Genomic DNA, 13400 nt, shown 5'->3' with positions numbered 1-13400 from the left:
CGAATCCTGTTTAAGCCAATGTTTGCATAATACGAACCACTGGCTTGTTTTTATGACAGAGTTGATAGACACATAACGATGCATAAACTCCAGATAAATACCCATCAATGCTTCTCGCTTTACTCGTCACCAAATGATTTTTTCCTTTTAACAAGCTAAATAAATTCTCTATTTTATTAGGCTGCTTTAAGTGATATTCACCTGATGTAGAGAGTCGAGTGGATTTCATAACTGATTCATGATTAAGTACAGCTTACAATCAAAGAACCATCCCATTGAGCTTTTGCCGCGGGTTGCAATCTCTGCTCGAGATTTATGCGTTGAATCCGCTGATTTTTGCATACAGTTAGCGTAGTTGAATCAATCTATAAATAATGACTTTAACAATCTTTCATCCAGAAAAAATGTAAAACATGCAGCGCCAATTAATGAGCTCTGATGAGATGAACCATCCGCTGGTAACATGGTAAATATCGAAAGAGTTGACCTTGATTTTGCCTTAATAAAAAGAAGAAGGCTTTGAAGTTATTGAAATAAGAATACTTATACCAAATGGCAATGAACACGATTTCTGAAAGTTGCAATTGAGTAGACAGTATTCTCAAACGCTTGTTGCTATATTTTTAAAATTCCCAATAGCTTGCTTCAAATTTCTAAAAAAAGCCATCGAACATGGTCATTGAAGACGTAGGTTATGTGGTAACTCCCTCATGATTTTTAGCCGCCTTTTTTTTCAAGTCTATTTCTTATGCGCGATTCAGATTTTCTTAAGTTAAACAATATATTTTCAGGCTTAGCTATACTTTTATATAAATATCAAAGGGAAAAATCCCTAAATGGATTTTTTCCAGATTTAACTTTCTAAGTAAATTCATTTTGAATTGATCTTTAAATTCTATTGTTAAACTTGTATCTAACTTCTTATCCATCACGGGTAATAAGAATTCAAATTTTCTTCAGCATCTTTACAATATCAAATCAAAGAATTGAACAAATTTCCCTTCCTTGACATTTACTCTCGCCTTACTTTGTGAATAGAATTTACCCTACAAACAGTAAAATGAAACTTTATGTTCCAAAAATTTAGGTTCTGGTTATTGTTCAAACTTTATTTAATGTTTGATATTCATAACTTTCGTTTTCGGCAGTTGACCACGGGTGAGATAAATCTTGCACGGCAAGTTTTCGGTAATTTAATCAATTACAATGAAGTTCAAATATTGAATATCAAATATCTTCCCTGGCAACCCATAAATATGTACATGGCTCCAAATGGCAACATTTTCATGAATAACGAAAATTTTTGTGAAGATTTCTCTCGGCGATCTAAACAAATGCAAGGTCTGTTCATACATGAGATGACCCACATTTATCAATATCAGTCTAATATCAATGTTCTGCTACACGGCGCTATACTGCAGTCCAGATATTTTTTGAGTTTTAAAAAATATAATCCTTATAAATACCACTTTATTGCGGGCAAACCGTTTCATACATACAACATTGAACAACAAGGAGAGATTGCCCGGGACATATTCTTTAAAAATATCCCCAACATTATTTTAAATAATCAACACCTCATACAGTAATTCTTGCAGGCTCAATTTTAACTTAATTCTTGGAATGAATAAATTTCAATAATGCCTCATAATTTTCCATCCGATCATCTTTTTTAATTTTTTAATAGTTCGATTTCATCGTTCAAGTCCCTCTTTTCAGTATTGTCGAGATCATTCTGCTGAACAGAATCTGGTGAATTTTCCAGGTGAGCAAACTTAAAGCTGTTTATGAAACGGGTAGCGATTCATAAGTAGGCTTGAAGTGAATGGCATACTTTTTGGCAACTAATGTTTAGACAACAGTGTGTATAACTTTTAACTACAACTGCCTCTCAAACCGTAACCTGGCAAGTGCTTGTGCACGCGTAGACAAAATGTAGAATTCCACCTCAAACATTTGATTTAAAAAATTTAATAGAAATTGCATCTAGCAGGTTATCTCATCCAATCACCACAATCCATTTGCAATATGTCTATTTTCGCATCCCTGCTGTATTTTTTTGTCTAAATTCAGATTTTTTTTTGTTTTTTTCTCTATAAACGATGCAATTCGTATATAGTATCGAATTGCTAATTATTGATTAATACTTCTATTTTATTTGTCGTCACGTACACAGCATTGAACGCATAATCATAATAAATCTAAGTCTGTGTATACATCCCTATAGGTAATAGGATTAAGTTGGAATGAAAAGTTTTAAAATTGCCCTTGCACAATTCTCTCCGCATATTGGCAATATCGAAGCAAACACTCAAAAGATGCTTGAACAGATAAATGAAGCCAAAAAACAAAAAGCTGATTTAATTCTCTTCCCGGAGCTTTCCACTGTAGGCTACCCTGCTGAAGATTTATTACTCCGTCCTAGCTTGGCAAAACGCACACAGAAAGCATTTGAGCAGCTCAGCCAAGTCAAAGATATTGTGATGGTCTTTGGTTTTGTCAATCAAACCGAAGATGGTCAGCGTTATAACGCTGCAGCCGTAATGAAAGATGGACAAGTGTTGGGCGTTTACAATAAACAGAACTTGCCAAATTATAGTGTATTTGATGAAAAGCGTTATTTCAGCGAAGGCCATCAACACCTTGTTTTTGAATATTTAGGTCATAAATTTGGCGTGCTGATTTGTGAAGATATCTGGTCACTTAATACCGTTCATCAATTATCACAACTGAATGTTGAAACTGCTTTGGTGTTAAATGCTTCACCTTATGAAGTGGGCAAACCGCAACATCGTGTCACCACCATGAGTGAACTGGCGAAACAGTTGAATATTAATCTGGTGTATACCAACCAGATCGGTGGTCAAGATGACCTGATTTTTGATGGCACCAGCTTTGTGATCAATAAAGATGGCGGCATTGCTGTACAGGCAGCAAGCTTTAAAGAAGATCTTTATTACGCCGAATATGAAGCGGAACAAAAAGCCTATAAAGTCGGAACAGTGATTCCTGCTTTAGATACCTTGGCTGAAATCTATCAAGGTCTGGTTTTAGCGACTCGCGATTATGTTCAACGCTCTGGTTTTCCTGGCGTAATTCTGGGCTTATCGGGTGGCATTGACTCGGCGTTAACACTGGCAATCGCAGTTGATGCCATTGGTGCAGATAAAGTCCAGGCAGTGATGATGCCTTATACCTACACCGCGCAAATCAGTGTAGAAGATGCGGCCGCACAAGCCAAAACCATGGGTGTAACTTTTGGTATTGCTGAAATCAATCCAATCGTGAACAGCTTCATGCAAACCCTGTATCCATTCTTCGGCAACAGTCCTGCAGATGCCACTGAAGAAAACCTGCAAGCCCGTGCTCGCGGTACCTTACTGATGGGCTTGTCGAACAAGTTCGGTAATCTGGTTTTATCTACCGGCAACAAGTCTGAACTTTCTGTAGGTTACTGCACCCTGTATGGCGATATGGTTGGCGGTTATGCCGTGCTGAAAGACGTGTATAAAACCATTGTGTTTGAACTGGCGAAATACCGTAACAGCATTTCAGAAACTCCGGTCATTCCAGAGCGTGTCATTACTCGCCCACCTTCTGCAGAACTGCGTCCAGACCAGAAAGACCAAGACTCTTTACCTGCCTATGAAGTACTGGATGCCATTCTTTATTCTTATATTGAAGAAGATATGAGTCAGGATGACATTATTGCCAAAGGCTTTGATAAAGCAGTGGTGGAAAAAGTCATTCGCCTGGTAGATCGTAATGAATATAAACGTCGTCAAGGTGCGATTGGTCCGCGTATCAGCTCACGAGCATTTACCCGTGAACGCCGTTATCCAATTATGAATGGATGGACACCAGGTGTCTAAGAAGCACCTAGCCCAACAGTTTGCTCAAGCGCTTATGCTTGAGCAAACCCGCTTTATAAAAAAACAATTATTAGCAGAACAACATAATCCTTATATCGAAAAATTTGTTCATCATCTTTATATTTCTTCAGATCAGATTGCTTTAAAACAGATTATTCAACTTGAATCGCTACAAGAGGTGGTTCAAAAATATGCCTTTGAATTGAATCTAGGTGCTGAAATTTTAGAGTTCATCGGGGTTGTTTCTCAAAGAATTCATCAGCTGGCAATGAACAGCCAGACTCAAATCAACACCCTGCTGTCTGATGAAACTTTTGAACTCTGGATGTACAAGATTCTCGAACTGGATCAGTTGCGTCACTACATCCATGATAATTTGCAGCACAATCCGCAAGTCGAACATGTCAGTTTACAGTTAGCCAACCAGATTCTTGAAAGTAATACGCCTTGGCTGGATCATCTACGCAAGCTCAATACCCATCAACAAGGTTTAGGTTCCAAGATACTCAGTTTTATTCAAGACCAGCAACAGGCTATTGAACTCAAGCTGGAGCAGCAACTTGCTCACGCTCTGGTTAAACAACTTGCCAACCTGTTTTTACTGCCGAATGAAGAGCTGGCAGATATCAGCCTGCATTTATGGGAAGATATTAAACAAAGAACCTTGCGGGAAACTTTTTCCCAATTCCAGCCCATAGACTTTGAAGAGTTCTTTATTCTGGTCTATGAAACCTGGCGACAGTTAAGACAAACAGAATACCTGCAACAGGTGGTTTTGGATGTGGTGGCTGGCTTTTATGACTATTTCGCCAACTACAGCTTACAGAAACTGTTGCAATCTGTCGGACTAGATGAAGAAGACTTACATCAGGAAGCCCACCGTTTTATGCCCTACACTCTTCAAGCCCTAGAGCAACAAGGATTGCTAGACGGGATTATTCAGGCGCTGATTTCACCTTTTTATGCCAGCGAAACTACTCATCAATTTATTGAGCAATATCTTCAAGAAAAGTTTTAATTTCTTATACAGGCTCTGTTGGCATTTTATTAATGGATGGTTAACAGACCTTTTTCTGCTTCTGAGAATCGACCTGACTTTTTTGAACCATAAAAAAAGAGACCATGCTGAGAGCATGGTCTATAAAAATGGTGGCTATGACGGGACTTGAACCTGTGACCCCCGCATTATGAGTGCGGTGCTCTAACCAACTGAGCTACATAGCCATAAACTGTGTGCGCATTATCTAGATTTCAACAACTAGCGTCAAGCCCTTTATTTTACAAGTGTTCAGAGTTTGAGCGTTTTATTTTTTTTCAGTTAATATTTAAACAAAACAGCGATTTATTCCAGCTATTTCCTACTTAAACCTTAAAATTAAAGCACTGAAATATTGAAATAAAATGCATCTCAAATTCATCGCCATCAGCTTAATTCCCCTAATTAGTGGCTCCTCTGCCAGTTAGTTTCACCCATATTCGTCAATTACAATGGAGTCTGTATGGATGTGGTGATGGATCAACAATCAACAGCTTTTGACCATGTAGCAAAAGCACAGCCCCCGGCACAACGCAGTCAAGCACAGCAAAAACTCTATCGTATTGAGCATATTGCAGAAGATCAGAAATTAACGATTGCTACGCAAAACCAGATTGCTTTGCACTATGCACAGTTTCATCTTACTAAAAATAAAATCGATCAATTGCAACAGATCGTGTTTGGAAAAAATAAAAAACCAAAAATTCTGGAAAATATAAGCAAAAATTTCCTAAAGTAAAACTCGATGCCAGTGCAATTCAATGTAAATAATGATTTTTTAAGATAAATTTTAGACATAAAAAAAAGACCACGCTTTTATAAACGTGGTCTATGAAAATGGTGGCTATGACGGGACTTGAACCTGTGACCCCCGCATTATGAGTGCGGTGCTCTAACCAACTGAGCTACATAGCCAAAACTGTGCGCGTATTATCTATTTCAGGGCACTTCATGTCAAGAAATATCACGCAATAATTGTAAAAAAATTGGTGAAGTGAGCCGATAAGCCGGGTTCTGTCGTGAACGATCATTCCTCTAGGCGTACAATCACTCGTACGCTCAAGCGACCTACCCGAATCCAGCACGGGCCGTGCCTGAAGGATTCCTATTTGGTCTTGCTTCTGGTGGGGTTTACCTTGCCGTGAACTGTTACCAGACACGCGGTGCGCTCTTACCGCACCCTTTCACCCTTACCATCTCTCTTGGTCTCCCCGAAGGGAAATTGCAAAGATGGCGGTCTACTCTCTGCTGCACTTGCCGTCGGCTTTCACCGCCCAGGCGTTACCTGGCACCCTGCCCTACGAAGCCCGGACTTTCCTCCCCTGCTTCAATCACGGAGATCTCCACAGCAGCGATCGTCTGGCTCACTTCGGGGCGTATGCTAACAAATTTCAGCACTAATTGCTGGTGCTTTTTTGCTCAATCAGCTTTTTATATTTTTCCATCAGGTCATCTTGTGATTCCACATGCTGGGGATCATGCGGAATACAGTCGACCGGACAGAACAATTGACATTGTGGCTGATCAAAATGCCCGACACATTCAGTACATAAGTCCGGGTGAATTTCATAAATGACCTCACCCATGAATATCGCCTCATTCGGGCACACCGGCTCACAGACATCACAATTGATGCATTCATCGGTAATATATAAAGACACGTTACCAACCTTGCTGTTGTTTCCACTTAAAGGCTTCTACCACAGCTTGCGGTACAAACTGCGCGACATCACCATTTAAGCGTGCTATTTCACGTACTAAAGTAGATGAAATAAAAGAATATTGCTCTGAAGGGGTTAGAAATACCGCCTCAAAACTTGCATCCAGGCGGCGGTTCATGTTGGCCAGTTGAAATTCGTACTCAAAGTCAGATACGGCGCGTAATCCACGCAGCACAGCTGTTGCTTTCTGTTCACGGAAAAAATTGACCAACAGACCATCAAAGCCGACAAATTCTACATTAGGCAAATGACTGAGCGATTTTTTTGCTAGTTCCACTCGCTCTTCCAAACTAAAGACTGGATTTTTGTGATGACCAATGGCAATAGCAACCACAACTTCATCAAACATTTTCGCTGCACGTGACACCAAATCGATATGTCCATTGGTAATTGGATCGAAAGTGCCTGGATAAATGACGCGAGATTTAGTCATCCATTTTTACTCTAGTTTTTAGTAGAGCCCTATTTTAACAAAAACTTCTTTTTTTAGTGAACAATCTCCTTACTTTTGAAAAAACTTCACCTCAGAGCGAGTTTGAGGCAAAATAGAACTAATCTTGGAATATGCGTATTATGTCGAAATCAATCGTAGTTAAAAAAAATACTGGTGGCACTATTGCGCAGAACAAGCGTGCTCGCCATGATTATTTTATTGAAGATAAATTCGAAGCCGGGTTGTCTTTACAAGGCTGGGAAGTCAAGTCCTTGCGTGCCGGGCGGATGACCATTACCGAAAGTTATATTCTGTTCAAGAACAATGAAGCGTTTTTATTTGGTGCACAAATCCAGCCCCTGTTATCTGCTTCAACGCATGTGGTGCCTGAAGCCACCCGCACACGCAAATTGCTGCTTTCACGCCGCGAAATTGAAAAACTTTTGGGTGCAGTGAATCAGAAAGGTTATGCCTGTGTACCTTTGGCCTGCTACTGGAAAGGTCCATTAGCCAAACTGGAAATTGCCCTGGTTAAAGGGAAACAGTTACACGATAAACGTGCGACTGAAAAAGACCGGGACTGGCAGCGTGACAAGGCCCGGATTTTCCACAAATAATTTTTACCTGAATTAAAAAACCTCCAGCTGGAGGTTTTTTAATTCAGGTAAAAATCTAAACTTATTTGAATCTGTTTGCTAACAATGCCAGATATTCACCAAACCAGATAGCCGTATCTAGGTCACCTTGCGGTGGTGTCACCTCTACCGGGGCATTATCCGATTGGGTCATCAATCCCAAAAAGCCCGACATCCGGTTCAGGTCCTGCGAACCACGCCCAGTCGGCATCAGCGGCAAACCTGCCCATAGCATGCCGTGCTGCATGGCAAACAGATTGATTTGCTGCAATACTGCCAGTTTATCACCACTCAATCCGCCGCCATTGGTAAAACCCGCTGCAATTTTGCCTTGCCAGGTCCGTGCCAGCCAGCGTTTGGATGACTGCTCCATAAATAGCTTCAAGGCTGAAGTAATACTACCCATATAGGTCGGACAACCGAATATAATGGCATCAGCCTGATCCAAAACATCCCAATCCACATGCTCGATATTCATGCAATGTACCTGAATACCGGTTTGCTTGGCCCCTTGAGCAATGAAAGAAGCGACCTTTGCAGTATGTCCATAGGGGCTGTGATAAACGATAGCAAGAGATTTCGTGGATAAAAGCATATCAATAAAAGCAGTAAGTTTTAATCAACAAGTTTAACAGTTTCAAATCATAAACACGAATGTTGCCATACGACCGGTTTTAGCTGCACGGCGATAGGAAAAATATTCTTCTGCCTGTGTGTAGGAACATTGGTCACCGCCCAGCACAATTTCAACCCCATGTTGCTTTAAAATAAATCGCGCAATGGCATATAAGTCAGCATAAAACTTATCTGCTTTTTCACCCGCTTTAAAAGCAGCTTCCAGTTCAGGGTATTTAGAGCAGAAAGCCTGTTTGACTTCTGCTCCAATTTCAAAACAGGGCTGACTAATCGCAGCGCCCAACCATGCCCAAGTTGGCTGGGTTTGCATGGCAGCAATGGTATTTTCCACAATACCATGGGCCAAGCCTCGCCAGCCGGCATGCAAATTCGCTATCTCCGTTCCATCTGCATTGCCGAGCACGACAGGTAAACAATCCGCAGTCATCATCATTAAGGCATGTGCTTTACGCTGGGTCACCACTCCATCCCCTTCCAGGGCCTGAAAAGGGATTTCTTCATTGATGGTATGACAAATGGTGCTATGGGTTTGCGTCATCCAGGTCACTTTATCGACCCCGAATTCAGCAAACTCCGCCAGTAAAGCCATACGGTGCTGCTGTACACGCTTTGCATCATCACCCACATGCAAGGCCAGGTTAAATCCTGCAAGTTCAGGTTGAGCTGAAGGCTGATTTTTTTCATGATGCACTCGCGTCTGCCCAACACATACACCTTCCGGAAGCCCTTGAACAAATTGCATGTCTATTTCCTTGTGCTTTTCCTTATGATTCATACCCAGCCATAAAACCACTTAATAGGCTTTATTTTCACTGCGCAATACATCAATCAATTGCGCAAAGTCATCTGCCCATGGTGCCTCAAACATCATTTCTTCACCACTACGCGGATGAATCAGTCCGAGTTTGGTTGCATGCAAGGCCTGACGTTTAAAGCCGCGTAAAGTATCGGCCAGTAATTCTGAAGCACCTGCCGGTACACGGACACGGCTCATATACACCGAATCACCGACCAGACCAAAGCCCAGATAACTAAAATGCACACGAATCTGATGGGTACGGCCGGTTTCCAGACGTGCCTGCACACGAGTGAAATGCTGAAAGCGTTCTTTCACGTTGTAATGGGTCACTGCATCTCGACCACCCGGCAACACGGCCATTTTTACTCGATCGACCGGATGGCGCTTAATTGGCTCATCAATCGTACCACCGGCAATAATGTTACCGTACACCACCAAATCATAGAGACGATATACCGATTTCTTCGCCAATTGCTTGCTTAAAGAAAACTGGGCTTCAAGATTTTTCGCTACCACCAGCAAACCGCTGGTGTCTTTATCAATACGGTGTACCAGACCGGCACGAGCCAGTTCAGCAGATTTTGGATAATGATAAAGCAAGGCGTTCACCAGTGTACCGCTGGTATTTCCCGCACCTGGATGAACAACCATACCAACCGGTTTGTTAATGACAATAATATCGTCATCTTCATACACCACATTGAGGGGAATATTTTCCGGCAGGCTTTTGGTTTGAACTTCCAGCTCTACATCCAGCGTGAGCAGCTCATTGCCTTCACATTTATACTTAGGTTTGACAGTGTTACCATTTACCAACAAATGGCCATCTTTCAGCCACTGCTTCAATTTTTCACGAGAAAAATCGCTCCAGACTAGCGCTGCAACCTGATCGATACGTTGCCCTAAATAACTTTCATCCAATTGAAATTGCAACGATAAACGTGTTGCAGTTGAGTCTGAAGTATGGTTATCTGCATCCTCAGAATCTTCAAGTAAATTGAAATCAGTTTCAGGGACATTAGAATTAGAAGATTGTGCTTGACTCATTTGCTCATTCAGACAAAAGTGGTTTAATAGTGCAATTGTAGCTCATTGCCCGTATTAACAGAGGAATTTTTATGTCGTTACCACGTTATAAAATGACAATGCTTGCTTTATCTTTAGGCGTTGCGTCGGCAATAGTGGGCTGTAGCAGTAATCCAAAGAAAGAAGTGGTAGACACAGGACCACAATCTAGCGAACAAGTTTATATTCAAAAAGCTGAAAAAGCCCTTGAACGTGGTCAATATACCGATGCGGCCAAACATCTTGAAGCAATCGATACCTATTATCCAACAGGTGACTATGCCCAACAGGCACAGCTGGAATTGTTATACGTTAAATTTCAACAAAAAGATTATGAAGGCGCAGTTGCCCTGGCTGAGCGTTTTATCCGTTTAAACCCGCAACATCCCAATGTGGACTATGCCTACTATGTTCGTGGTGTCGCGAACATGGAACAAAACTATGATGGCCTATTGCGTTATACCTCATTAAAACAGTCACACCGTGATGTCAGCTATTTAAAAGTGGCTTATCAGAACTTTGTTGATTTCATCCGTCGCTTCCCATCAAGTACTTATGCTGTCGATGCGGCACAGCGTATGAAGTTCATTGGCACGGAGCTGGCTGAAAGTGAAATGAACGCAGCGCGCTTTAATATTAAGCGTAAAGCATGGCTTGCTGCCGTTGAACGTTCACAATGGGTGGTTGAACACTATCCACAAACCCCACAAATTCCTGAAGCTTTAGCAACCATGGCCTATGGATATGACAAATTGGGCGATCAGCAGACTTCACAGCAGTACATTGAAGTGTTAAAGCTGAATTATCCGCATCTGGTCAAAGCTGATGGTAGCGTGAATATGCGTGCTGCACATGGTGAAGGCAGCTGGTTTAACCGCACCACTTTAGGTATTTTTGGCCGCGAAGCGCAAAGCTCGACCGAAGCAGAGCAACAACAAAATGCAGCGCAGAGTGAAAAACGCAGTTTCACTAATCGCATCAGTTTTGGCTTGCTAGACCGTCCTAAAACTGAAAGCAGCATTCCTGCCGCACCAGAGCAACAGCCTCAACAAGAAACACCAACCGAGGCACCAGCATCAGAATAAGCTTGGCTTATCGGTCGCATTTTTATGAAGGGCAAGTTATCATACTTGCCCTTTTGTCATTTCAATGCATCATATTGATCATTTTGCGCAAAAGGTATACAAATTAACTTTTAACCGATGCCGCAATTTTAATATGCGGAAATTCTGACAGCTTATTTGTCAGCCATTTAGATAAATTATCACCCGATTGCATACCTATGGCTATTCCTCAACACACGATTGATCAAATCCTGGATCGCACCGATATTGTCGATCTGATTGGTCAGCGCGTGAAACTCAAGAAAACTGGTCGCACCTATTCAGGTTGCTGCCCTTTTCATCAGGAAAAATCGCCATCTTTCCATGTCTATCGTGACAAGCAATATTTCCATTGTTTTGGCTGTCAGGCCAACGGCAATGCCATCCGCTTTTTAATGGATATTGACGGTCGTAACTTTATTGATGTGATGAAGGACCTATCGAGCCGTACCGGTATTGAACTACCAAAAGACAATAACGACAGCAATAAAATCAAATATAAACGTGAATCCATAAAACCTGCTGCAGTAACACAGCTGCAAGAACAACCGAAAAACACCACCGATCAAACACCGAACGCAGCGCCTGTAGCACATTTTGATCCTTTTGCAGAATTTCAGGTGCAAGAAACCGAATACTATGATGATCCATTTGCATCTTTTGAACAGATGCAAATGGAAGAAATAGTACAAGACGGCAACCTGTTTGATCTACTGGAAAATATTGCCCAGTATTACCAGCGCCAGTTACCGCAAAGTACCAGTGCCCAGCAATATTTCAAGCAACGTGGCTTAAGTGCAGAGACCATTGACTATTGGCGTTTAGGCTATGCGCCAGAAGACTGGCAACATCTGGAAAAAGCTTTTCCACAGGATATTGAAGGCTTAAAACTACTGGGGCTGATCCGTACCAGTGACAATGGACGCGATTTTGACCTGCTGCGTGACCGGGTGATTTTCCCGATCCGGGATGCTAAAGGTCGCGTGGTCGGTTTTGGTGGTCGTGCCTTGAATGACGAAATCAAACCCAAATACATCAACTCGCCGGACTCGGAAGTGTTCCATAAAAACCAGTTGCTCTATGGTTTATATGAAGGCCGCAAACAGAAAGCCCAGGACTGGCTGATGGTTGAAGGTTATATGGATGTGATTGCTTTGCAGCAATATGGCATTTCTGGTGCTGTGGCGACCTTGGGAACAGCGAGTAATACTGAACACCTGAATATTTTATTCAAACAAAACAACCGTATTACCATTGCTTTTGATGGTGATGCTGCCGGACAAAAAGCCGCCCGCCGTACTCTGGAAATTGCGCTGCCGCTACTCAATGATGGCCGTGAACTCAAGTTTTTTGTGTTACCCAATGATCACGACCCGGATTCACTGATTCGCCGTGAAGGTATTGAAAACTTTCACCGCCTGTTACAGCAAGCACCGTTACTCTCCGATTTTGTCTTTGCTCATCTCACCCAGAATCATGATGTGACCAAGCCGGAAGGAAAAAGTCAGGTCATGGGTGAATTACGCCAACTGACCGAACTGTTACCAAAACAGGGGTCGTACCGTTACTTATTACAGCAGTTCTTTAGAGAAAAACTGGGCTTTAGCCGCAAATGGCAACCTCAGGTCAACAATGATGCTTCCTTAAGCTTTAGCACCAAGATTGATGCAGAAGAATATGTCATTGCGATTTTAATGAATCACCCCTATCTGTATATTCATTTTGAACCGCTACGCGCCTTGATTTCACACGATCAACTGCTGTTTAAAATTCTTGATATCTTCAATATCATTTTTGATGATTTACCTGATGATACCGAGCTGTCGCAGTATTATGTCTTAGGTGCCTGTGCGCCTTATCACCATGATCTGCAAAATATTTTGCTACATGCCAATGTCAGTGATTACACATCATCACCTGAGCAGGCCGATAAACTGGCAGAAGATTTTTCCATTAAACTGCAATATCAGTGCCTGCAACAAAAACTCAAATCTAAAAAGTTCACCAACATTGCTGAAATGCGCAACCTGAAACAGAAAATTTACGAGATTGATAAAAAGCGCTCGCTTACCCTACTGGAAGACTAAGCGAGCGGCTATA

The 13400-nt window shown here is 41.8% G+C and carries 12 protein-coding genes, 2 tRNA genes, 1 other RNA gene and 1 pseudogene; 7 read left to right on the top strand and 9 right to left on the bottom strand.

What is annotated here, in order from left to right; translation table 11 throughout:
- Positions 1-10: 10 nt before the first annotated feature.
- Positions 11-653, bottom strand: a pseudogene (locus FTT83_RS03290) (transposase); the annotation flags it as partial.
- A gap of 417 nt (positions 654-1070) precedes the next feature.
- On the opposite strand from FTT83_RS03290, the gene FTT83_RS16005 reads away from it, so the two are divergent.
- From FTT83_RS16005 to FTT83_RS03280, 3 genes are all read left to right on the top strand, one after another.
- Positions 1071-1589, top strand: a complete 519-nt coding sequence (locus FTT83_RS16005; protein WP_373423508.1) for a hypothetical protein — start codon at positions 1071-1073, stop codon at positions 1587-1589.
- Positions 1590-2246: 657 nt separating this feature from the next.
- Positions 2247-3872, top strand: coding sequence for an NAD+ synthase (locus FTT83_RS03285; protein ID WP_180042369.1), 1626 nt, complete (start codon positions 2247-2249; stop codon positions 3870-3872).
- Positions 3865-4890 carry a hypothetical protein gene (locus tag FTT83_RS03280; RefSeq protein WP_368737326.1) on the top strand — a complete coding sequence of 342 codons (1026 nt, stop codon included), beginning with the start codon at positions 3865-3867 and terminating at the stop codon, positions 4888-4890. Before FTT83_RS03285 ends, FTT83_RS03280 begins: the two co-directional genes overlap by 8 nt.
- A 129-nt stretch (positions 4891-5019) precedes the next feature.
- Here the strand turns inward: FTT83_RS03280 and FTT83_RS03275 are convergent.
- Positions 5020-5096, bottom strand: a tRNA-Met gene (locus tag FTT83_RS03275).
- 287 nt (positions 5097-5383) lie between these two features.
- Between FTT83_RS03275 and FTT83_RS03270 the strand changes: the two genes are divergently transcribed.
- A complete protein-coding gene (locus tag FTT83_RS03270; protein WP_257234880.1) occupies positions 5384-5647 on the top strand; it encodes a hypothetical protein in 264 nt (87 codons plus the stop codon).
- Between the two features lie 99 nt (positions 5648-5746).
- On the opposite strand, the gene FTT83_RS03265 is transcribed toward FTT83_RS03270, so the two are convergent.
- The 4 genes from FTT83_RS03265 to coaD form a co-directional block, all read right to left on the bottom strand.
- Positions 5747-5823: transfer RNA gene (locus FTT83_RS03265), tRNA-Met, on the bottom strand.
- A 72-nt stretch (positions 5824-5895) separates the two neighbouring features.
- Positions 5896-6279: RNase P RNA component class A (gene rnpB / locus FTT83_RS03260), an RNA gene on the bottom strand.
- Between the two features lie 26 nt (positions 6280-6305).
- On the bottom strand, positions 6306-6569 hold the full coding sequence (locus FTT83_RS03255; protein ID WP_180042373.1) for a YfhL family 4Fe-4S dicluster ferredoxin: 264 nt from the start codon (positions 6567-6569) through the stop codon (positions 6306-6308).
- A 1-nt stretch (position 6570) separates the two neighbouring features.
- Positions 6571-7062 carry a pantetheine-phosphate adenylyltransferase gene (gene coaD, locus FTT83_RS03250; protein WP_180176218.1) on the bottom strand — a complete coding sequence of 164 codons (492 nt, stop codon included), beginning with the start codon at positions 7060-7062 and terminating at the stop codon, positions 6571-6573.
- A 140-nt stretch (positions 7063-7202) separates the two neighbouring features.
- Here coaD and smpB point away from each other — a divergent pair, with 140 nt between their 5' ends.
- Positions 7203-7679, top strand: a complete 477-nt coding sequence (gene smpB / locus FTT83_RS03245; RefSeq protein WP_086196831.1) for an SsrA-binding protein SmpB — start codon at positions 7203-7205, stop codon at positions 7677-7679.
- A gap of 61 nt (positions 7680-7740) precedes the next feature.
- On the opposite strand, the gene FTT83_RS03240 is transcribed toward smpB, so the two are convergent.
- The 3 genes from FTT83_RS03240 to rluD are packed head-to-tail and all read right to left on the bottom strand — an operon-like array spanning position 7741 to position 10179.
- Positions 7741-8292: a flavodoxin family protein gene (locus tag FTT83_RS03240; protein WP_166170375.1), complete on the bottom strand. Its 552-nt coding sequence runs from the start codon at positions 8290-8292 to the stop codon at positions 7741-7743.
- Between the two features lie 42 nt (positions 8293-8334).
- A complete protein-coding gene (pgeF, locus tag FTT83_RS03235) occupies positions 8335-9075 on the bottom strand; it encodes a peptidoglycan editing factor PgeF (RefSeq protein WP_180042374.1) in 741 nt (246 codons plus the stop codon).
- 51 nt (positions 9076-9126) lie between these two features.
- On the bottom strand, positions 9127-10179 hold the full coding sequence (rluD, locus tag FTT83_RS03230) for a 23S rRNA pseudouridine(1911/1915/1917) synthase RluD (RefSeq protein WP_180042376.1): 1053 nt from the start codon (positions 10177-10179) through the stop codon (positions 9127-9129).
- A 71-nt stretch (positions 10180-10250) separates the two neighbouring features.
- Here rluD and FTT83_RS03225 point away from each other — a divergent pair, with 71 nt between their 5' ends.
- Positions 10251-11282, top strand: coding sequence for an outer membrane protein assembly factor BamD (locus FTT83_RS03225; protein ID WP_180042378.1), 1032 nt, complete (start codon positions 10251-10253; stop codon positions 11280-11282).
- 197 nt (positions 11283-11479) lie between these two features.
- A complete protein-coding gene (locus FTT83_RS03220; protein WP_180176217.1) occupies positions 11480-13387 on the top strand; it encodes a DNA primase in 1908 nt (635 codons plus the stop codon).
- Positions 13388-13400: the final 13 nt, after the last annotated feature.

Source organism: Acinetobacter sp. YH01018 (genome assembly GCF_013420295.1).
GTDB lineage: Bacteria > Pseudomonadota > Gammaproteobacteria > Pseudomonadales > Moraxellaceae > Acinetobacter.
This window is presented reverse-complemented; position numbering and strand designations above follow the sequence as displayed.